The following is a 21,214-nucleotide window of genomic DNA, read 5'->3' on the forward strand; positions in this document are numbered from 1 at the left end:
ATCGCTGGACTTGGAAGTTTGTGCAAGGTCAATTCAATCATTGATTCTATTTCATATAGAGTGGGACAAAAAGGGAACCTGTCAATGACTCAGCGATTAGATTTCGACTTCGCAGCTTACTTTAAAGCACTCAGCACTACCGTGACCGCTCGAAGTCTTAGTTGGAAGAAGGTAAGTGAGCAAACCGGGGTCTCTCAGTCCACGCTATCTAGGATGTCAAAGGGCCGCCAACCAGACGCAGCCAGCCTTACGGCTCTCTCTGCGTGGTCAGGGCTCAACCCCGTAGATTTCACAAAAACTCCGAGGAACGAACCTGAAGCTGTTGCTAAGGTTACCAGGCTACTACGTGCGGACCCAAACCTTGATGAGGAAGGGGCTGACGCGCTCGAAGCCATCATCACGACGGCCTACGAGAAGCTCAAGCGGTAGACAACAAACCTCAAGACTTATTTGTCACTCTTGGACTGACGCGGAGTAGATGCGGTAACTCGTAATTGAGCAGCAAGTTTCTCCCTTTGCTTGACCTTCTCAGCGATTTTAGGGACAGCCTTTTTTAAAGCGCTGCGCAACTCATCTATTAGAGTCATGTCCACTTTAGCTGGACTGCACTTCTCCAGATACTTCTTGAGTTTGTCGTTCACTTTTCACCTCCGAGTTCTGAGGTTTCTGTGATCGTGTTGAGGGGTGCCGGCGACTCTAAGACAGGGCGAAGATTAAGTTCAATTCGTGGTAATGGTCCGAGACCAGTACGAGCGAGGTCGATAGCCGTGGGGTTCATTTCTACCGAAGACCGGTCGAATACGTAAGCGACATCTCCATTGTGCAGCAGCCACATAGGGTATCGCTCCCAATGACTAGCAGTAGCGTCGACGATCACCCGCGCAGCAACATGTGCTGTTTGCCATTGAGTGAAACTACAGTACTCTACTACCCACACGTATTGAGCAGTATCCAAGTGCATCATCAGTCCCACAAGGGTGTCACCTAGCTGTGAGTGGTGAACTCGGGCATCTTCTCGAAGCCTTGATATGGTCGTAATGAAGTAACGCCGAAGCTGAAGCGGTTCAGTTTGGGAACTGCACATGCGTGTTACTACATCCTCGACCTCTTTACTAAATACTTCTATCGCGTCAGCGGGATAGTAAACCTTGTCCGGTAACGCGACGACGAAAGCGTCGAACGAGTCGGCTGTGTAGTTAGAGGTATTCGACGGTGTTCCTGTTGAATTCAGTGTGACGGTGCTATATGGAAGTAGGTTATCGTCAACGGCCAGAAAGTTATCCACTTGCGACCAGACGTGCGATGACGAACTACTTGGAAGAATCGGTTTTTGCAGCCAGCTATAGCCGACGGCAACGATGGCGTGTTCCTCGGCATGCATGGCTACGAAGAGTGGAAATCCTGACTCTAGATAGGCCAACATCTGAGAGAAGAACGCTTCGTCCGAGGAGGAACTGCACTTTCCAACAACTAATGGGTAGCAGCCGGATGCCTGAAACACACGTTCGGCTCCATCTACATTGAAGCCCAGTGAGGGCACCAATCCGCCAGGATCGAATGGGGCGACTAGTTGTGTAATGTCGTGAACGAGGTATTCTCGATGTTGCGGGAACGTCTCGCTATAATACCGAAGTATGGCCCAACAGGCCACATGGGCGCACACAGCTATATCAACATGTTGGGCCATAGAAGGAAAACCCCATATGGGGAGTTGATGGCCAAGCAGGTTGACTGTGTGAGGTGACTGGATTGCACTTCCATGTGCACCGAGTCGGATGTTTGGCGAGAGCACTGATCGCCCTAAAGTGGCGACGATGGTTGGTCTCAGTACGATGTAGCCGAAGTAGTGGTCTTGTGGACGCTCGTCCGTAGATTTGATGTCTGACTTGACGTCGTCATACAGAACCGAACCATCAAAGAAGTGCAGACGGACACAATCTGCTCGATACTGACGACCCTTCTTTGTATAAAAGTTGTAAAACGTGCTCCGATAGTCTTTGTCTACGTATCCGTGCTCCACAAGCACGCCTTTAACTGCAGCGGTGACCTCCAGCTTGAGATGTTGACTTATCTTCTTAGGGCCGAACTCCGGGTCCAACACTTCTATGAGTTGATCGTAGTCTTGGGGTCCCTGGATTTCGATCCAATCATAAGAGGCCAATATGAACCTTGCCTATCGGTTGCTACGTCCTCGTTTGGGACGTCATGAAGCGCTAAAGGTACAACACCACGAAATCAGATGTCTTCACCAAGTACTGCCGGACAGTGTTCACCTCGTGGAAATGTCGTCACTATAGGTGGTTGCTATCCTGTCGCAACGCGTGCCACACGTAGTTACGAGAAACCTACCAAAAGGTTTCGGTCAAAAATGCAACGGGCCAAGTGGTCTCGTACCGTACCAGGTTGCCATCACTTGAATTGTGCATACTCGCGGTACGTTCCTATTTCCGCTGTTCCCGTTATTTCCGTCTTGCAGAAGATAACTTGTCACTATCTTTTGCCGTTGTTAGATGAGGCTTGTGAGGAATTCATGTCCACATGATATGCTGTAAATACAGTTAGCGCAATCGTGAACTAGAAGCCAGACAATGCTGTCTTCACAAACACCGTGGGACTAAGCTGTTAATCTCGGTGACTACCGATCAGTTTAATCCAAAGTTAACAACCGCTACGTATCGAGACGCAGCGTCCAGTTGTTCCACTTGTGGTCCGGCGAGCCATCCAGGGATCGATAGAACGCCTCGGCGGCGGCGTTCCCGGACATGACCGTCCAGATGACTTCGGACGCGACTATTGACCGGGCATGCGCAGTCACCGACGCCATCAACGCCTTTCCCACGCCCATATTCCGGGCGGAATCGACGACAAACAGCTCTTTGAGCACGAGCTTTGGCCGAAGGGTGTAGGTCCAATGGATCGGATAGGTGACCGCCATCCCAACCAGCTCATCGTCGTGTTCGGCGACGAACGCGGTGAACAGCCGCTCATCCCCAAATCCGTGCTCGAGGATGCTCTCCCGCGTCACGGCGAACTGGTCGATGTAGTCTTCGTACCGCGCCAGCCCCTTCATGAGTTCGAGCAGGCGATCGGTGTCTTCCGGAACGGCTAACCTGACGTGCATTTGGAAACGTCCGACTTCGGGGGGACTTTGGATGATCCTGGCGATCACACGAATTACGTGGCCAGCACTTCCCGCAGCGCATCGAGAAAGGCATCGTTTTCTGCCGGCAGTCCGATCGTCACGCGCATGCCTCGATCCAACATGGGATAGCGGCTGACGTCGCGAATGAGTACGCCCCGTTCGATGAGTCCGTGAAAGATCCCGGCCACCGGTCGGTCCGCCTCGAACAAGACGAAGTTGGCGTGCGACGGATGGGGGTTGATGCCCGGCAGGTCCCGCAGGGCTTCGTAGACCCGTTGCCTTTCCGACCGGATCATCGATGCACGCTCCTCGATCAGTGCATCCTGACCGATCAGCTTCCGTGCGGTAATCAGCGAGACGATGTTGACGTTGTAGGGAAGTTTGACTTTCTCGATCTCTCGCGCCACGGCAGGATCGGCAACGAGATACCCCAGGCGAAGGCCGGCCACGCCGAGGGCTTTCGAGAAGGTGCGCGTGATCACCAGGTTGGGATGACGGTCCAGCAGTTCAATACACGACACGCCGCCGAACTCGAAATAGGCCTCGTCCACCACGACCAGGCCCGTGGTCGCTTCGGCGATCCGCGCCGTATCTTCCGGGGTGATCATCGAGCCGGTGGGGTTGTTCGGCGAACACAGCACCACCAGCCTGACATCCGGATCGGCACTTTCCTCCACCAGCCGATCGACGTCGAAGCTCAAATCCCGCTTGAGGTGTACCGTCCTTATGTCCGCGCCTGCGATCCTGCCCATGAGGGCGTACAGGGTGAAGGTCGGCGCGGGCAGTACGACCGCATCGCCCGTCGAGACCGTAGCCTGGAAGATCGACTGGATCAGTTCGTTCGAGCCGTTTCCAATCAGGATGTGCTCGGGACCCAGCCCATGCCGCTTGCCGATGGCCGCCTTGACCTCGCCGGGAACGAATCCAGGATAGCGGCCCCAGTTGCTCGCCAGGGCCTCGTCCACGATCTCCCGCTTCAGTTCCTCGGGCACGTCGAAGGGGCATTCGTTCTGGTTGAGCTTGACCGGGCAGTCCGGCTGGACCAGCGTGTAACCGGACATGGCGCGGACGGCGGGTTTTATGCTCGAAGCGGCCACCGTCAGTAAATCACCTTGTTCAGCGGATATTCCACCAGGCCCTGGGCGCCGGCCCTTTTAAGCGCCGGGATCAGCTGCCGGATGGTGTGCTCCTCGATCATTACTTCAATGGCCACCCACTCCGTATCGGCCAGGGGGGATATGGTGGGGTTCTGCAGCGCGGGAAGCAGTTCGGACACGGCGTCGAGGTCGGCGCGTTTCACGTTCATCTTGAGACCGACCATCTCCTCGGCGAGCATGGCGCCTGTGAGCAGCAGGGCGATGTTCTCGATCTTGCGACGCTTGTCCGGATCCTGCCAGCTCGTCTTGTTCGCGATGAGTCGGTTGGTGGACACCATCAAGGTATCGAGGATCCGAAGCTTGTTGGCCCGGATAGAACCGCCCGTTTCGGTGATCTCCACGATCGCGTCCACCAGGTCCGGGGCCTTGGCCTCCGTGGCACCCCAGGAGAATTCCACCTTCGCGTTCACGCCGTGTTCCTTCAGGTAGGCTTCCGTGATATTGACGACTTCCGTGGCGATGCGCTTGCCTTCCAGGTCCTGGACGCTGTGAATGTCCGAAGCCTCGGGCGCGGCCAGCACCCACCGCAGGGGCTGCCGGGTATGCTTGGCATAGACCAGTTCCGCCACCTCCACCACGTCGGCCCCGGTCTCCACGATCCAGTCCTTGCCCGTAAGCCCCGCGTCGAAGACCTCGTCCTCGACGTAACGGCCGATCTCCTGCGCCCGGATCAGCATGATCTCCAGCTCTTCGTCGTCCACCCAGGGGGAATAAGACCGGCTGCTGACCGTGCAATGAAACCCCGCCTTACGCATGAGCTCAAAGGTGGATTCCTGCAGGCTTCCTTTCGGCAGCGCCAGTTTGACTAACATCTCAGTGTTCTCCTCGTGACTCTTGTAGGGATCGATTCCCTGTGTTACTTTGACAGATGTTCAGCGCTTTCTGTATCAGTGCAGCGCTTTCTAGATCTGTTCTGCACCAATGCAGCGCAATTTCGACCCAATGGCGATTCGGTTTCCGTTTATGGTCTGTCCATCTCAAAGCCGCCTGAAAATAGCACGACACGCCGGGAATGTCCATTACAAATAAGAGTGGTACCACCCATAAAAGCAGTACCCGACCTTGCAAAACCACCGACCCGACTCCCCAGACCCAACGCTTCCTTTCGGACTGAACAGCGGTGAACTGCGCCTCTCTCCCTACCGCGACGAATGGCCGGCGCTTTACGAATCCGAGCAGGAGACCATCGAATCAGCAATAGGGAATCATATCGAGGATATCCAGCACGTGGGCAGCACGGCGATCGTCGGCATGCCTGCCAAGCCGATCCTCGATATCGCGATTGCGGTAGAAGATTTCGAGATGGCCAGAGTGTGCATCGCGCCGCTCGCTGCGCTGGGGTATACGTTCAAGGGCGAGAACGGCATACCCCGCCGACACTATTTCACGAAAGGCGAGCCTTGCACACACCATATTCACATGGGCGAAGAAACCAGCGACGAGTGGGCGAAGCTGATTCTGTTTCGGGATTACCTGAGATCCGATCAGCGCGTTTCGGATGAATATGCCCGCTTGAAGTCCGCCCTGTTGGATCGTCTGGCCGGTGACCGCGTGGCATACCAGGCTGCCAAGACCGAGTTTATCAAAGAGGTGTTACAAAAGGCACGCGCAACGCGGAGTTGATGAACATTTTACGCTGACGCCGCATCATTACAAAAAGTATGGAAACAACAAACAAGACCGCCGTAATCTTCGACATCGATGGGACCCTGGTCGAAAGTGCCGGTTTCGAAGACGACTTGTACGTCGCCGCGGTACGAGACGTTCTGGGAGATGTGTGCATCCGCAAAACGTGGAATACATACAGACATGTAACCGACTCAGGTATTCTGAAGACTTCTCAAGCCAGAAGGCATTCATGGAGATGCTGCATGGCCGGTAACGGAGTTGCGTCTTGCTGAAACACTACTTCACGATCTGTGCGAGACACCTGCTCAGGCATAAACCATATGCCGCGCTCAATATCCTGAACCTGGCCGTCGGCATGGCCTGCGCGGTCCTCATCGGCCTGTATATACAAGACGAACGGGCTTATGACCGGCACCATGCGAACGCGAACCGCATCTACCGTGTCGTGAACGGGACCAACGCGAAGACGACCCCCGCCCTCGGCCCCGCCATACGTGAACTCCTTCCGGAAGTTCAGTCATTCGCCCGTCTCAGTCCGCCCTTTGGCGGGTGGATCATTCGGTATGAAGACCAATCGTACTTCGAAGACCGCGTGTTCTGGGCGGATCCCGAAGTCTTCGATGTTTTTTCCTTCCCACTGGTGCGGGGCAATCCCGAGCAAGCGCTGCAGGATCCGGGATCGGTCGTCATCACCGCGTCCATGGCGCGCAAGTACTTCGGGAACGCGGATCCGCTCGGTGAGACCATTACGCTGGATACGTATCCTTTCACCGTCACCGGGGTGATGCGGGACCTGCCCGAGCATTCGCATTTTCAGGCAGACTTCCTTCTCGGGATCGAGGGGTCGCTCGGTATCCTGGGAAATGATTACCTGGAGCAGTGGGATTGGCCTTCCTTCTATACCTACCTGCTGCTGTCGCCGGATGCGGATCCCATCGCCTTCGCGCAGAAACTGCCGGACGTGCTCGAAGACCGGTTCGGCGCGCGATGGGAAGCGGAAAACATCACGATGAACCCCCGGTTGCAGCCGCTGACCGACATCTACCTTTACTCCAGACTCGAGAACGAGGCCGGAGAGAACGGCAACGGCACGTACCTGCTGCTGCTCGGCGCCCTGGCCGTCGTCATCGTCCTGCTTGCCTGTTTCAACTTCATGAACATGGCGACCGCCCGTTCGCTCACGCGTAACCGCGAGGTCGCGCTTCGGAAGGCCTTCGGTGCGAACCGGGGGCAGCTAGTCCGCCAGTTCATGGGCGAGTCCTTCGGTATCACGTGCGTCGCCATCGTGACCGCACTGATGCTCGTAGCAGTCAGTCTGCCGTTCTTCCAGGATCTCACGGGAAAGACCATCGCACTCGACATCTTCCAGTCCTGGCAATTCTGGACGGGCATCGCCGCGGTGACCCTCCTGGTGGGGTTCGTTTCCGGCAGCTACCCAGCGTTTTTCACAGCGGCCTTCACGCCGGCACAACACCTGAAGGGCCGGACCGGGACCGGCGCAACCCGCCACCTGGTACGCAGGCTGCTGGTCATGGGCCAGTGCATGATGGTGATCCTGCTGCTTGGCAGCACCTGGGTATTCACCGCGCAACTGGACTACATCCAGGGCAAACGGCTGGGCCTGCAGCCGGAACGGGTGCTTGTGGGACCGTCCAGTTTCCCGACCTTCGTGGATCAGTATCCGGTTTTCAAGGAAGCGCTCGAGCAATACCCCCGTATCGAAAGCGTCGGTACCACCCTGATGCTGCCCGGCCGCACGGGACGCAAGGGTCTGCTTGCCACAACGGGAACGCGGCGGACCGACCGGCCGCAGGCGGAAGCGCAGAACCTGCTCGACTGGGCGATCACCGATGATTTCGTCGAGGTATTCGGGATGGAACTGCTGGCCGGCCGGAGCCTGTCGAGTTCGCGTCTGGCGGATCGGGAGGAAGCCGTGATGATTAACGAAACCGCCATGCGGCAGTTGGGATGGACCACGCCCGAAGAGGCCGTCGATCAGGAGATTCTGATCCACATCGGCCATCCCTGGGCGCACGATCGCCGGATCATCGGCGTGATCGCGGATTTCCACATGCGGTCGCTTCACCATCGCATCGAGCCGATGATCATCAGGCATTGGCCCCGAGAAAACCTGCCCTTCTACGCGATCCGAATCCAATCCGATGACGTAAGCGGCACGGTATCCTGGATCCAGGAAACCTGGAAGCAACAGATGCCGGACGTGCCCATGATGTATTCGTTTCTCGATGAGGATTACGACCGGCTCTACGCGGCGGAGGCGACGCTCCGCGAAGTCTTCGGCGTTTTTTCGTCCGTTGCGGTCTTCATGGCCTGTGCCGGGCTGTTCGGCCTGGCCTCATTCATGTCGGCGCGGCGTACGCGGGAAGTAGGGATGCGGAGGATTCTCGGGGCCACGGTCGTCCAGACGACGGGCCTGCTCCTGAAGGAATTCGTCTACCTGGTCCTGATCGCTACGGTACTGGCCGCGCCCATCGCCTACTTTGCCATGCGGCAATGGCTGCAGTTGTTCTCCTACCGGGCGGACGTCGGTCCCGCCGCCTTCTTTGCCGCCGGCGCGGTAGTCCTTGCCATCGCCCTGATTACAGTGAGTTTCCGTGTCGTCGGGGTGGCCCGGGCAAACCCGGTGGATACGCTGAGGTATGAGTAGGGCGGCCGCATGGTGGTTTGGCGAGCCAGGGGCTGCCGATCAAGGAGTGGTTCCGGCTCGGCGAGCTTGTACCCCGTGTTCGTGCTCGGATCATAACAACCCGGCGTGGTCGAGTCGGGCCTGCAATCCCGCAATACCTTCCTCCACCAGATACGATTTCCCTTCTTCCAACCCGTAGATGACCTCGTGACAGGAAGCCATCCAGGTGTAGAATTGAAGCCTGTTCACGAAGTTGACGTCCAAAGCGCGTCGGACGCCTAACGGGCGCTGGATGTCTGATGCACGCTGACCGTCAGACCCGCGCTGACCGTTTGACCTGCGCTGATAGCAGTCTCGAATCCTGTCAACGGCCTCCATGCCGTACGTGACGTAGATACCAACGAAATCGATTGTTGGATCGCCGATGGTCACGTCTTCAAAGTCAATCAGTCCGGTCACGGTCGTCCCGTCCTCTTCGATCAAAATATGCTCACAGCCCAGGTCGCAGTGCACCAGGGCGACGTCTTCGAGCGTCGCGAGTTCTTCGTCGAGAAACCGGCTGAATCCGCGTTCGACCACTTCACGCATGCGTGAGTCCAGTAAGGGCGATATCCTGGCCCGGACAGTTTCCCTCAGCGCACGGTAGTGCTGCCGCCATGCATCAACCGTGGGTTCCACGGCACAGGCCTCGGCGACCAGCAAGGTGGGAATGTCGTGCAGCGAGGAGAGCGTCGACGCTATGGATTCGGCCACTTCATCTACGATTTTACTGCCGGTGAACGGGCGGCTGGACAGGGGACGACCCGGTATCCGCCGATATCCCGCATAGGGTTGATCACGCCAGGTTCCTACGTGCTCGAAACGCGGGACGGCGAAGTTAATCCGTGGAGCAACAACGGGCAGTATCGCCTGTTCTTTTTGCAGGTTTTCTGTGACAACACGGTTTCTGGGGAATCGAAAGATCCAGCCGGGTGTCGAGGAATCGGCGTGGTCATCGTGGGCACTGAGCCCAACTTCGAAGGTCCAGTAAGACCAGCCTCCCGTGACGGGATGGATCCGACCGTGATCTAGTTCGCGGCTGACGAGCAGGCCTTCAACATCCGGGGTGGTCACAACAGGGTACTGAATGATCGATCCGCCTTTTCTAGCCAAGAGGGGTGGTTGTCAGAATGATGCGACAATCAACTAAGCAATCTATGCAAGTGGACCCAGCACATTCCTGAACTTCTCTACACAGAACCGGGCTTCACGCATGTCGCCGGTCTCCAGGCAATAGCACAGCCCTCCGAGTTCCCTGTAGGGGAGGTACAGTTCAATACGCGAGAGGGCGCCAGGGCCGAATTCACCGCCTTTCGCCTGGTATGCCTCGAGCATGTAGGTCACGTATTCACGACCCAGGCGCACCTGTGGCACGAAATCAAAGATTGGATCACCAAATCCCGCGTATTCCCAGTCAAGGACCCCTGCGACCCGTGGTTCATCGGTCGCATGGAACAGGATATGTTCATGCCACAGGTCACCGTGAGAAAATCGTTGAATCGGACCACCTTGTTCCCAGTCCTCGCAGTACTGTTCCCACCAGTCCTGAGCTCTGCACAGTTCGCGTGGCGAGAAGGTCGCTTTCAGGTAAGAGTGCGCGTACGACCATGTTTCCTCAGGTTGGGGAGCCGAGGATGACGGCAGTTCCGGCAGTTCGTCCTGCCTGATCGTCTGTATGGCGAGAACCAACTCGCCCATTAAAGCAGCAATTGGCTTAACCCATGGCGAGCGCTTAAGTACCGAACCCAGGGGCGGCCCCTCGATTTTCTTCTGCATCATGACCCCGAAAGGGAAGTCGTCCGATGCCTCGCAATAACCCAGGACCTCCGGTACCTGAACGGAAAGAAGGGACTTGAGCTTTGAAAGGATATAGCACTCCCTTCGGTGCCCTGTCTGAGCCTTCTCATTCAACGCCACCCGGAAGACCAGGCCGGCGGGGCTTCCCACGACTACGCTTTTAAAACCCGCACCAATCCTGTGAAGGGAAAATGCGGAACTGCCGAGGTCAAAGGTACGCCTGATGCTATCGGCTAATGCGCCTTCGTCTTTCAAGAACTCTAAACATGTCATCGGTATCAATCGTGCCAAGTTTCGTTTCTAGATTATCCAAACCTCAGTCTACTAATACATTAACAAATGATAATCCACAGGAGGCAAAATGTTACCGGAGAACCGTATCCCAACCCACCCCGGCGTGATATTACTGGAGGATTTCCTGAAACCTCTGGGGGTAACTCAGGTGGCGTTTGCAAGGCATATCGGAGTGTCTGTTCAAAGGATAAACCAAGTTATCCGAGGTAAAAGAGGCGTAACTCCTGAGACCGCTTGGTTACTGTCTCAAGCACTGGATACAACGCCGGAGTTCTGGCTGAACCTACAAAGGAGTCATGAACTGGCGAAGAAACGGCCGCAGAAAAAGGTTCCGAGACTCCGAGTGGTAAGATGAGTCTCATGCATGGTCTGCGTTCGGCACCCGGCTCAGTTTCACCCCGCCCGCAACGCATCGACGGGGTTGGCCGTGGCGGCCTTCAGCGCGTGGTATCCCACCGTCAACCAGGTAATGAAAAGCGCCGCAAGGCCGGCAGACACGAAAACCCACAGGTTCAAGTCGATGCGGTAGGGGAAGTTGTCCAGCCACACCTGCATCATGAAATATCCCGCCGAAGCACCGATCACGAACGCAAGTGCAAAGAGCCTGGTGAATTCCTTCGACAGCAACAGGACAACGTTCGAAATCGTGGCGCCGAGGACCTTGCGTACACCGATCTCCCTGGTCCGCTGCTCCGCCATATATGACGCCAGTCCCAGGAGTCCCAGGCATGCGATCAGAATGGAAAGCACCGCGCCGGCGATGAAGACAGATCCCAGCCTCTGTTCGGCAGCGTACTGCCGCTCGAGTTCCTGGTCGAGGAAGTAGAAATCCATGTCGGGATGACCTGGATACGTTTCCCGCCACTGTGCCTGGAGGATTTCAAGCCCGCGGGAAAGGTTCCGTCCCTGTAGCCTGACCACCATAAACCGGCCTTCAACCCAATACATAACAATCATTGGCTCAATGCGTTGATGCAGCGACTGGTGGTGAAAATCGCTCATGACGCCGATGACCTCCCTGGATGGATAGGTATCGGGGGCCCCTGGATACCTGAAGGTCTTTCCAATGGGATCCTCCCATCCGAAGGTGCGCGCGGCGGTTTCGTTGATCACGACGGCGTTGTTGTCTGAGACAAATTCACGCGAAAGCGAACGGCCGGACTTGATTTCGATGTCCATAGTTTCCACGAAGTCGAAGTCCGCCCAGATCGTAGAGACCAGGGGCGACTGATCCTCGGGGAATCCTTCGGGTTGTATCAGATTCAGCGAGGTTGGTGTACCCGGCACACTGGCCGATGAACTCACGTTTACGATTTCAGGATACTGCATGACCCCGCGCTTGTAGGCAGGATAGCCGAGCACGGCCGTTTGATCGGGAAGTCGAATGACCACGAGGTGTTTTTTGTCGAAGCCCAGCTTCTTGTGCTGTATGTAGTCCACCTGGTCAAGCACCACGGCGGTTCCAATGATCATGACGATCGAAAGCGTGAACTGGAAGGTAATCAGCGCCTTTCTCAGCATTGATTGGGAGACTCCGGTTTTCGACGCGCCGCCCACAACCGCCACCGGCTTGAATGAAGCCAGAACGAACGCGGGGTACCCGCCGGCAGCGAGTCCCGCAAACATTGCAATGGCCGCCAGGGCCGGAAGCAGCCAGGCGGATTCGTAATTCATCTCCAGCATTTTGCCGGACAACTGGTTGAACTGCGGCAGAAGCAGGTGGACCAGTCCCAGCGCCACAACCAGCGCAATAAAGGAGAAGAAGACCGACTCGCCGATAAACTGCCTGATCAGCTGAACCCGTTGAGCCCCCAGTACCTTTCGAACGCCGACCTCCTGCATTCGCCGAGCGGCGCGGGCGGTGGAAAGGTTCATGAAATTGAAGCAGGCGAGGAGCAGAATGAAAACGGCCACCGAGGAGAAGATGTAAACGTACCGGATGTCGCCGTTCGCTTCGATCTCGTTATTCAGATTCGAATGAAGGTGGATATCGGTGATAGATTGCAGATAAGGTCGCATTTCGACGCCGACGGACTCGAGGCGTTCGCCGAAGTACTTGTCCATAAACTGAGGGAGTTTTCTTTCCAGATCGTCGGCTGTATATCCTTCCTTGAGCAGGAAATAGGTATACATGGTGGAATTCAGGTTCTGTATCGTGGTCGGCTCGAAGTATATGCCCGCCGCCGCCGTGGTGGCGAAGGAGGCCAGAAAGTCCGCGTGGAAATGCGAGTTCTTCGGCAGGTCCCGCATGATCCCCGTAACCGTAAACATGTATTTGTCGTCCGCGGCGATCACTTTCCCTATCGGGTTTTCATCTCCGAAGTACTTCTCAACCATGGATTCTGAAACCACCACGGCATGGGGCTCTGCCAGGGCCGTTTTCGCATTTCCCTGAACGAGCGGGATGGTGAAAATGTCAAAGACCGATGAATCCGCCACGACAAAGTGTTTCTCGTATGCCCGCTTGTCGCTGTAACGAACGAGCCAGCGGGAATTCGCCGGCTTAAGCCGGGTGAAATGCTCGATTTCGGGGTATTCCATCGCCAGTACCGGCGCCCAGGACGGAGGGGTAAATGCCGACTCGTTGGTCTTGCCGTCCGCGGTATCGGATTTTACCAGGCGGTAGATTCTTTCCTTCTTCTCGTGGTGCTGGTCGTAGCTGAGCTCGTCCTGCACGTAGAGCATGATCAGTATGCAACTGGTAATGCCGACGGCCAGTCCCAGCACGTTGATCGCCGAATACCCTTTGTACCTGAGCAGGTGCCTTATCGCGGTGGCCAGGTAGTTTCTGAACATGACGCTGTTCCGACAAGCTCGAACGTCCCGATCGTTCCGGGTATTCGGCGTATAATGATGCGGAAGAGTTGGACCCGTTCAGTCCGTCTGTTAGACGATTCTCACCGGACAAATGTCAAATATAAATAAAACGGACTCGTGATGTGTATCCGTGATTCCCGATCGGCGGCCGTTTGCCCCGGCTACAGCTTGTAGTTCCCGGCGTTGATTGTAAGCGTTCCGTCTTCGTGCTCTTCGTGTTCTCCCTGCTCCCCCTGCGCCTCTTCGTCACTTTCCGCCCCTTCGGCCGCATCGTGCATCGTGCCTTCATTGACGACCGTTCTTGCTTCGACCGCGCTCATCTGGTCCGGAAAGCAGGTTATCGTACCCCAGTTGTAAACTGCGGCCAGGCGATCATAGAGGACCCCGGCGTCCACGTCTTCTTCGATGGTCACGTTTCCCGAATTGTACAATGTGGCGGTCCCGTCGATCAGATCCAGACGCGACTGGCGAAGCGTGAGGTCGGTCTCTACCACCCAAAGGGCGCCCTCATAGAAGAAGACATCGGTGTTCAGTGTATCGCATACGCCCGAAAAGACTTCGCTCAGCGGTTCAGGGCACAGGACCTTGCCCGTGCAGACGAGACTGTCGAGGGCCCGGTCCAATGCGTCTGCGTCAATGTCTTCATGAATCGTGACGTTGACGGCAGTGTAGACCTTCCTCCCCTTCCATGACCGGATGCTTCCGGCAGTCAGCAACAGGTCGCGTTCGATCACTTCATGGTCGTCTGGCACAACGGTAGTCTGCGGAGTACCGGCCCCGGGATCATACTTGGAACGAAGCACGCGAACGTTTCCCGCGCGGCAGAGGACATTGCCTCTGACGTGGACGGTATTGAGCTTCCGGTCGAGCGCGTCGTTCGGCACAGGCTCCGGAATCTTTAGATTCCCGGTGATGACCAGGTCCGCGCCATCGGCCAGCGCTGCCAGATAGACTTCATCCAGCACGACGTCGCCGTTAATGAGTTGCGCGGAGGCCCTGTACGAAACGAGGCCGCCCATATTGGACGTCAGTTTATTCGTAATCGGTCCGGCCACGTGCTCCGGATACAGGATATTCCCCATGTTGATGATTTCACTCCATGATTCGTCCACTCCCTCGGCGGTGACATCCGGTTCGAGCGTGATGTTGCTCATGTTCAGGATAAGAAACGGCTCTGCTTCACCGGAAAACGCATCACGGCCCATGATCTCATCTGCCATAACCGTCTTCAGCCTAACTTCTTTGGAGACTTCGATCAGGGTTCCCATGTTATTGGAAAACATCGACAGAAAGTCCCTGGTTTCCGGCGTAACCAATACGGTGCCGGCATTGACATGCAGAATCCTGGACGCCACCTGTTCCGTGGTTTCCCGCATGTCCAGGGTGCCGCAATTGATTCGAACCGAACGGGGGGCGCGCTCGTCGAGGTTCATTGTAATCCTCCTGTCCTTTGGTTTAGCATGCATCCGCAAACGAGAACCAGTAACTGAGGTGCCTCGGCATCATTTATCCGCGTATTCGATGACGACGCATCGTCAGGCGAATCGGGACCTTCGCGCACGCAGCTTCCTGATGGCCACGTGCAGGCGGAAACGCACTGTCGAAGCCGGAATTCCCGTCCGGCTGGCGATTTCCTCGCTGGTCATTCCCGTTACGAAACGCATATGAAAGAGATCGTGATCTTTCTCCGGTATGTGCCTCATAATCTCCGGTATGCTGATCGTTTCGAAAATGTGTGCATCCGTATCAGACCGCCATCCGGCGGTTTTGTGGATCGACTCCTCCTTTAGGATTTGGTGTAGTGTCCCGAGGAATGCCCTTTCTCTCCGCCGGGCACGTTGCTTGTCCACGAACAGATTGCCCATGGTCCTGAACATCCAGGCACGCCTCCGGTGGGACGACAGCGATTTGAGCAGACCCAGGTTTCTCATGGCTCGCATGAACGTCTCCTGAAGCAAATCGTCCGCGTTGTCTTTGTCCGCGGCCAGCCGTCGAGCGTGCTTCATCAGTTGAGCGGCATACGTTTCATAAAGATCATCGACAGTCATCCGCGAATCCGATCATCAACCTGAGAGAAAGTAAAATCGAAGCAGTTCTAATACCCATGGCGGTCTGGCGTCCAGGGCGCGCTGCCGCGGGTGGCACTCCTCCGTTGGTGCCGCGCTGCCGCGGGTGGTGTTCTGTCACGGATAACGCTCCACCGCGGGTGACGGCCTCTCACGGGTGGCGCCCCGCCGCGGGTGGCCGTCTACTATCTACGACGATCCACGATGAGGAACCGTTTGAAAAAAGCATGTAAATCCGTGGAGACGAAACCAAAACCCGGCCAGGCAAGTCAATACAGAGCGGGACGCGGCAATCATGATGTCGTGACTGATCACGCCACCGTACGAGACTCCGCCAGGAGGAACTATGTGGCCAGCTTTGCGGGATTTCCTGAACGTACCCGAAGCGTTAACGGGGAAAGGCGTCCGTATCGCCATTGTCGACGGCGATTTCCCGAATCATCCAGATATCACTACGAACCAACACCGTACTTCCCACAAAGTAATGGTGATGGATCCAGATCCGGTTCCGAAGGAGTTTAACGTTGAATCCGGACCGTGGAAAGGCGGTGCCCACGGTCTCTGGGCCGCGGCCGCCGCGGCAAGTTCCGGCGCCGAATCCAGGGGGCTGTACAAGGGTGTGGCCCACGATGCGGATCTCTTCCTGATTGCCCAGTACTTCACCGGACAGAGCCGGCAACCGGAAAAACGAGATGAAGCGCATCTCAGGTCCCTCGAATGGATCCGGGACAATTGGCGGAAGTATGAGATTCGTGGAGTTTTAACGGCCAGAAAAAGCGCTTTGGACGCAAGCCTTCTACCTTGGCAGTCGGACCCCGTCAGGGTATTGTGCGAGGAAATCGCGTCCGAGGGGGTTCTTATCGTATCCGGTTCGGGAAACTTATCTGACCGGACGGCCGCCATGGCAGAAGCAGCGGCTCCTTCCGTACTTTCTGTCGGCGGGGTCGTGATTCCATCGAATGGAGATCCCGGGAGTGCGGATGTTTTTCCCGGATGCCGGGGAACGACCTTCGAAGGGAAGTGGATACCCGAAATCCTGGCGCCCGCAGCGAACATCGTGCTGCCGCATGGAACCGATAAAGAGATTGAGCACCACTACTACGGGAAGATCGACGATCTGCCCCGTCGATACGCGCGACTGCACGGCACCTCGTTCGCCGGACCGATGGTCCTTGGCGCCGCAGCCTGTCTGTGGCAGGCGCGACCCGAATGGACGAGCCAGGAAATGAAGTCGGCCCTCATCGAATCGTCCATACAACAGCCGGGATGGACCGACCTGCGCGCCGGTCTCGTTTCGGTCCGCGCCGCCCTGGGCTCAACGCCATCGGCAACCCGTCGTGACCACGGAATCTGGCCCCGCCAGCCCTGGACCGTGTTACGCTCGCTATCCGTAGCGTCCAGACTAGGGATGCTGGGAGATAGCGATCCGGAACACGTTGTAGCAGCCATTCTCTCTTTTGTCGGAGACGAGAACGCGCTTCCTGACAATGTATGGATACCCTTCCGGAAGTGTTTGCGACATACGGATCCCCACGTCCGAGCCGCTGGGGCGTGCGCCCTGGCCATGGGACGTTCCCTGGTAAACGCTTCCGAGATCATCGAAGCGATCAGGGACGATTCTCCTTACGTCCGCGCCGCTGCCGTCAATCTGCTGCGTAATCATTCGGATCTCTGGTCCGAATGCACCAAGGCGTTACCCGACCTCTTCAATGATACGAACCCGGATGTCCGCTACGCGGCCCTCCAACTCGCCGTACAGATGGCGGATCCGCGAATGGCCGGTGCGATCCTGGCCGGCCTGGAGGAGGACGCTCGGGAGAATCGAATTTCGAGCTTTGAAGTCAGGAGGAATGCCCTGGAATCAATAACGGATCACCGGCTGGAGATGACGCCGCCTTACAGGCATGGAGAGCCGTTCTACTCCGACGACCTCCGTGCATCGCGGCTTGATCTTGCGCGCCGATGGAATGAGTGGATCCGGGAAGAGTGGCTGCCGGAACGTGCGTAGCGTCTCAGCCATTCATACACAAGTAAGAGACCATAAGTAGCAAGGCGACATTCAGCAGGTCGCCTGGAGCACGAAGTTCGGCCTCATCCAGGGACTGAGTTGGTGACAAATGCCTGAGGACTTGATGTTTCAGCAACGGTCATACACTTCGGTTTACTGCTCAAGATTCGTAGTATCCTCATCAACAAACACCTGCTCAATCGGCATATCAAATAACCGGGAGATCCTGAAGGCCAGAGACAGACTCGGGTCATACTTGCCCTTCTCAATGGCATTCACCGTCTGCCTTGAGACTGTCAAACGATCCGCCAATTCTGCCTGGGTCCAGTCCCTCTCGGCGCGCAATACCTTCAGACGGTTTCTCATCGGTACTTCCTGTATGTGAGTAGCTGGCCAATACCCAATAGACAGATCATGGCAACGCCAACCCACATCGTGTTGAAAGAAGGAAAACCCACGTTTTCCAAAAACCCATAGCTGAAACAAAGTATCACGGTGGTGAGGTATGCGATGATTACCGCCTGCAGATGTATATGCCGGAGCATTTCATCCATACGCCGAACCAAACGTACCACGGCCAGCATCATGAATACGAGGGGGATCACCGGCACCACCGTAACCGGGATCCGCCAGGGTGAAACGGGGTTCTCTCTCAGAAACATTAGTGACACTACCAGCACGGCTGAATAGGCCAGCATGGAACCGCCGAATTCCAGTAAGTAGCGTAAAGAACTTTGTCGCATCGTCTGCTGCCCTCCTCACTCGAAGATTGAATTTGAAATGTACTGAAGTGATCGCCGTGTCGAGTTATTATGACATAATGTAAAATAATATATCCTTTTTATCAAGTTTTATTTACATTATATATAGGGTGATCCCTACTGCCTAATACTGTACTTTAGGCTGAAGTGCGACTTTCCGATCTAAATCTGACTGTTTGGCTTTAGCCGGAGCTACCCGGGGTAAACTGTGAACATCACCGCAATCTCCTTCGACGTCGACCAGACCCTGATCGACACGGACCGGGTCATCATGCGATCCATGGAATCCGTTCGCGATGAACTGATCAAGCGCGTACCGGGCGAGCGAACCCGAAACCTGACGGTAGAGGAGATGTGGTCTATTCGTGACCAGGAAGAAAAAGATTACGTGGGCAAGGTGAGAGACTTTGACGAGATTCGACGTAGGTCCTTCCTCAGGATGCTCGGTCATGTCGGATACACGGGACCCGATCTCTCGACGCGTCTCAACGAAGTGTATCTGCGACACCGGTACAACGACATCAGGCCTTACGAGGATGTCATGCCCATGCTCGATGCCCTCGGCACGCGCTTCAAACTCGGTCTGCTGTCGAACGGCAACAACTACCCGGAGTACTTCGGGTTGGAAGGACGTTTCGACTTTGCCGTCTACGCACAGGATATCGGAATCGAGAAACCGGATCCTAGGACCTTCCAGATCGCGGCGCAAAGGGCGGGTTGTAGCCTCGACCAACTGCTACACGTGGGCGATTCGCTGGTAACGGATGTCGAAGGCGCACAGGCTGTCGGTGCGTGCGCGGTGTGGTTGAACCGCAATCGCGCATTCAATGATCTGGGAATAGAACCCGATTATCAAATCGCTTCATTGACCGAACTTCCTGCCCTGTTAAGTCTGGATTGAGCCTGATTCGAAACGTATTCACGTGAAATCAAGGTCAGGGAACATCATTCGGATATGCCAGATCACTTTGCCGGGCACCAGATACATCTGCAAACTGCGCGCCTGCATCTTCGTCCTTTCCGGGAGGCAGATTTCGAGATCGCGGAGGCCTTCTACCAGGATCCCGAATTTCTGAATGCCATGGAAGGAGAACCGCCGGCCAATCCTCCGACGGCGGATTCGCTCATGCGGGTGGGCAGGATCATGGCAGAGCAAGGGTTTCTTTTTGCCATCGTGGAAAGGGCGAGCGGCCGGACGATCGGCGAGGTGTGCCTTCAGTGGATGAATCTGGACCGCGCAAAGATTCCGGGCGAGAAGGTGATGCGCATGCCGATCGGGATTTGGGACAAGTCCTTGTGGGGCCGAGGATATGGCAGGGAAGTAGTATGCTGTTTGATGGAGTACGCGTTTGAAGTGCTGGAAATCGACCGGCTTCGTCCCTTAGATGTTTCCGTGGACAACGCCCGTTCCGTCGCGCTATGGCGGGCCAGCGGACTGAGGATCGCCTGCGAATCGTCGGACAGAAAGCTGGATTTCGAGATCACGCGGTCGGAATATGTCCGGCAACGCCCGATTCATCCCGATCAGAATCCATAAGGCAGGCTCAACGAAAGAACCCTAAAGAGCGACTCGATGGGTGAACTGATCCGATCTACGCCACTCGGCTGAACGCCAGACGCTCTCCCGCGAATCCCTCGCGCCAGACGCTCGTGCACGCCTCCACCATCTCCTCGAGATTCTCCGTAACCTCGCCAAAGCGATTACCGGGGACCAGGCCCATGTTGGGCGACAGGATCAGATTGTCCCGTCCGTAGAAGATCGCAAGATCGACCAGACCCGTACTGAACGCGGCCTCGCGCAACGATGGCACATTGACGGCGCCGGGGGGAAAGAAGAAGTAAAGCAGATCGCCGGTGATCGGCGTAACTGTGGGATTCTCCATACCGATCTCGCTTGGCGCGAAGGAAGGGACGAGGGTATAGACTTCGTTGCTCGCGTACTTGGCGTGATAGGCATCTCCCTCCTGCGGGAGGGCGTTCCACATCGCCTCGCATGTTCTGGGTGCGAGATCGTCCAGCAACCGCGCGATGCAACTCACGCAGCGTTTTCTCAAGGTCACTTCAATAAAACGATCCATGCCGATCTCCTTGGGTACCCGTCATACGTCATGCGATGGCTTCCATCAACCGTCCCAGACCGGACTGCTTTGTCAGACGGTTCGCAAGCCGCAGGGCTTCCCACATCGTCACCTGGTTTGCCGTCAGCACCGTCTTGCCGACTGCCGTCTCGAGTTCAGACAGGAAACCCACGGTGTGCAATGCGGTGTCGGGAATCAGGACTGCTTCCGCGTCTGAATTATCGTTAGCTCGTGCGAAGCGCAGGACCTCGTCGCGTTCAATGAGCGCGGACTCATCCCCCGTCCAGACCTCGAGACATCCCATGTGGACTACTTCGAGGCCGTCTGCCTCGAGAAAAGAGCGAAAGGCTTTTGACAGTTCTTCCGGGTAGGTCGCGGCGACGGCAACCTTTCTGAGCCCGACGGCATTGCAGGCACTCAAGAACGCCAGCGACGTGCTCGATGTCGGAACGCCGAGCGCATCGGCCAGGTCCTGCGCCTGGCGACGCGCGCCTTCCACCCCAAAGACAAAACTCCCGCTCGTGCATGCCCACATACAGACTTCAATGTCTTGAGAACGCAACTCCTCCACCCCGGCGAGAAGGTATTCCCGGCTGCCGGTGATCTGCGTCTCGTCGATGCGATGCAGGTTCGGGCTGTCGGTATGGACCACCCGGACATCTACCGCGGGCTTCAACGCGGCGGCGAGGCGAGGATAGTCGTCCTCCGCGGAATGTAGAGGGTATAGTATCCCGACCTTCAGTGTGTCGCCCATCGGTTATGGTTTCTCGCGCAATCCG

The 21,214-nt window shown here is 56.5% G+C and carries 21 protein-coding genes; 7 read left to right on the plus strand and 14 right to left on the minus strand.

The genetic code is table 11. The features are described 5' to 3' along the window. Positions 1–84: 84 nt before the first annotated feature. On the plus strand, positions 85–429 hold the full coding sequence (locus F4Y38_00070; protein ID MXY47668.1) for a hypothetical protein: 345 nt from the start codon (positions 85–87) through the stop codon (positions 427–429). Between the two features lie 17 nt (positions 430–446). Here the strand turns inward: F4Y38_00070 and F4Y38_00075 are convergent, their stop codons facing one another. From F4Y38_00075 to F4Y38_00095, 5 genes are all read right to left on the minus strand, one after another. Continuing rightward, positions 447–641: a hypothetical protein gene (locus tag F4Y38_00075; GenBank protein MXY47669.1), complete on the minus strand. Its 195-nt coding sequence runs from the start codon at positions 639–641 to the stop codon at positions 447–449. After that, the gene (locus F4Y38_00080) at positions 638–2,161 is read right to left on the minus strand and encodes a hypothetical protein (protein MXY47670.1); all 1,524 of its coding nucleotides are present in this window, start codon (positions 2,159–2,161) and stop codon (positions 638–640) included. Before F4Y38_00080 ends, F4Y38_00075 begins: the two co-directional genes overlap by 4 nt. 507 nt (positions 2,162–2,668) lie before the next feature. Continuing rightward, entirely contained in the window at positions 2,669–3,121 is a 453-nt protein-coding gene (locus F4Y38_00085; GenBank protein MXY47671.1) for a GNAT family N-acetyltransferase, read from the minus strand. A 53-nt stretch (positions 3,122–3,174) separates the two neighbouring features. Then, positions 3,175–4,239 carry a histidinol-phosphate transaminase gene (gene hisC / locus F4Y38_00090; GenBank protein ID MXY47672.1) on the minus strand — a complete coding sequence of 355 codons (1,065 nt, stop codon included), beginning with the start codon at positions 4,237–4,239 and terminating at the stop codon, positions 3,175–3,177. A gap of 2 nt (positions 4,240–4,241) precedes the next feature. After that, the gene (locus tag F4Y38_00095; protein ID MXY47673.1) at positions 4,242–5,111 is read right to left on the minus strand and encodes an ATP phosphoribosyltransferase; all 870 of its coding nucleotides are present in this window, start codon (positions 5,109–5,111) and stop codon (positions 4,242–4,244) included. Between the two features lie 250 nt (positions 5,112–5,361). Between F4Y38_00095 and F4Y38_00100 the strand changes: the two genes are divergently transcribed. Beyond that, positions 5,362–5,922, plus strand: a complete 561-nt coding sequence (locus F4Y38_00100; protein MXY47674.1) for a GrpB family protein — start codon at positions 5,362–5,364, stop codon at positions 5,920–5,922. A 271-nt stretch (positions 5,923–6,193) separates the two neighbouring features. Continuing rightward, a complete protein-coding gene (locus F4Y38_00105) occupies positions 6,194–8,596 on the plus strand; it encodes an FtsX-like permease family protein (protein MXY47675.1) in 2,403 nt (800 codons plus the stop codon). A gap of 90 nt (positions 8,597–8,686) precedes the next feature. On the opposite strand, the gene F4Y38_00110 is transcribed toward F4Y38_00105, so the two are convergent. Together F4Y38_00110 and F4Y38_00115 are read right to left on the minus strand one after the other, a co-directional pair. Then, complete coding sequence (locus F4Y38_00110; protein MXY47676.1) at positions 8,687–9,727, minus strand: phosphotransferase; 1,041 nt, start codon at positions 9,725–9,727, stop codon at positions 8,687–8,689. A gap of 42 nt (positions 9,728–9,769) precedes the next feature. Beyond that, positions 9,770–10,702 (minus strand): aminoglycoside phosphotransferase family protein, encoded by a 933-nt coding sequence (locus tag F4Y38_00115; GenBank protein ID MXY47677.1) that lies wholly within the window; start codon positions 10,700–10,702, stop codon positions 9,770–9,772. A gap of 70 nt (positions 10,703–10,772) precedes the next feature. Between F4Y38_00115 and F4Y38_00120 the strand changes: the two genes are divergently transcribed. Next, positions 10,773–11,060: a HigA family addiction module antidote protein gene (locus F4Y38_00120; protein ID MXY47678.1), complete on the plus strand. Its 288-nt coding sequence runs from the start codon at positions 10,773–10,775 to the stop codon at positions 11,058–11,060. 38 nt (positions 11,061–11,098) lie between these two features. Here the strand turns inward: F4Y38_00120 and F4Y38_00125 are convergent, their stop codons facing one another. The 3 genes from F4Y38_00125 to F4Y38_00135 form a co-directional block, all read right to left on the minus strand. Next, on the minus strand, positions 11,099–13,501 hold the full coding sequence (locus F4Y38_00125; GenBank protein ID MXY47679.1) for an FtsX-like permease family protein: 2,403 nt from the start codon (positions 13,499–13,501) through the stop codon (positions 11,099–11,101). 182 nt (positions 13,502–13,683) lie between these two features. Next, the gene (locus F4Y38_00130) at positions 13,684–14,955 is read right to left on the minus strand and encodes a hypothetical protein (GenBank protein MXY47680.1); all 1,272 of its coding nucleotides are present in this window, start codon (positions 14,953–14,955) and stop codon (positions 13,684–13,686) included. A gap of 102 nt (positions 14,956–15,057) precedes the next feature. Beyond that, a complete protein-coding gene (locus tag F4Y38_00135; protein MXY47681.1) occupies positions 15,058–15,570 on the minus strand; it encodes an RNA polymerase sigma factor in 513 nt (170 codons plus the stop codon). 364 nt (positions 15,571–15,934) lie between these two features. Between F4Y38_00135 and F4Y38_00140 the strand changes: the two genes are divergently transcribed. Continuing rightward, the gene (locus F4Y38_00140) at positions 15,935–17,596 is read left to right on the plus strand and encodes a S8 family serine peptidase (protein MXY47682.1); all 1,662 of its coding nucleotides are present in this window, start codon (positions 15,935–15,937) and stop codon (positions 17,594–17,596) included. A 153-nt stretch (positions 17,597–17,749) separates the two neighbouring features. Here F4Y38_00140 and F4Y38_00145 read toward each other — a convergent pair whose 3' ends face one another. Both F4Y38_00145 and F4Y38_00150 read right to left on the minus strand, forming a co-directional pair. Next, the gene (locus F4Y38_00145; GenBank protein ID MXY47683.1) at positions 17,750–17,962 is read right to left on the minus strand and encodes a helix-turn-helix transcriptional regulator; all 213 of its coding nucleotides are present in this window, start codon (positions 17,960–17,962) and stop codon (positions 17,750–17,752) included. Then, positions 17,959–18,339, minus strand: a complete 381-nt coding sequence (locus F4Y38_00150; protein ID MXY47684.1) for a hypothetical protein — start codon at positions 18,337–18,339, stop codon at positions 17,959–17,961. Before F4Y38_00150 ends, F4Y38_00145 begins: the two co-directional genes overlap by 4 nt. Positions 18,340–18,565: 226 nt before the next feature. Between F4Y38_00150 and F4Y38_00155 the strand changes: the two genes are divergently transcribed. Together F4Y38_00155 and F4Y38_00160 are read left to right on the plus strand one after the other, a co-directional pair. Beyond that, positions 18,566–19,258, plus strand: coding sequence for an HAD family hydrolase (locus tag F4Y38_00155; protein ID MXY47685.1), 693 nt, complete (start codon positions 18,566–18,568; stop codon positions 19,256–19,258). A 54-nt stretch (positions 19,259–19,312) separates the two neighbouring features. Further along, positions 19,313–19,894, plus strand: coding sequence for a GNAT family N-acetyltransferase (locus F4Y38_00160; protein ID MXY47686.1), 582 nt, complete (start codon positions 19,313–19,315; stop codon positions 19,892–19,894). A 55-nt stretch (positions 19,895–19,949) separates the two neighbouring features. On the opposite strand, the gene F4Y38_00165 is transcribed toward F4Y38_00160, so the two are convergent. Further along, entirely contained in the window at positions 19,950–20,435 is a 486-nt protein-coding gene (locus F4Y38_00165) for a DUF3830 family protein (protein ID MXY47687.1), read from the minus strand. 28 nt (positions 20,436–20,463) lie between these two features. Then, a complete protein-coding gene (locus F4Y38_00170; GenBank protein MXY47688.1) occupies positions 20,464–21,189 on the minus strand; it encodes a decarboxylase in 726 nt (241 codons plus the stop codon). Positions 21,190–21,214 lie beyond the last annotated feature (25 nt).

The organism is Gemmatimonadota bacterium (assembly GCA_009838645.1).
Taxonomy (GTDB): domain Bacteria; phylum JAAXHH01; class JAAXHH01; order JAAXHH01; family JAAXHH01; genus JAAXHH01.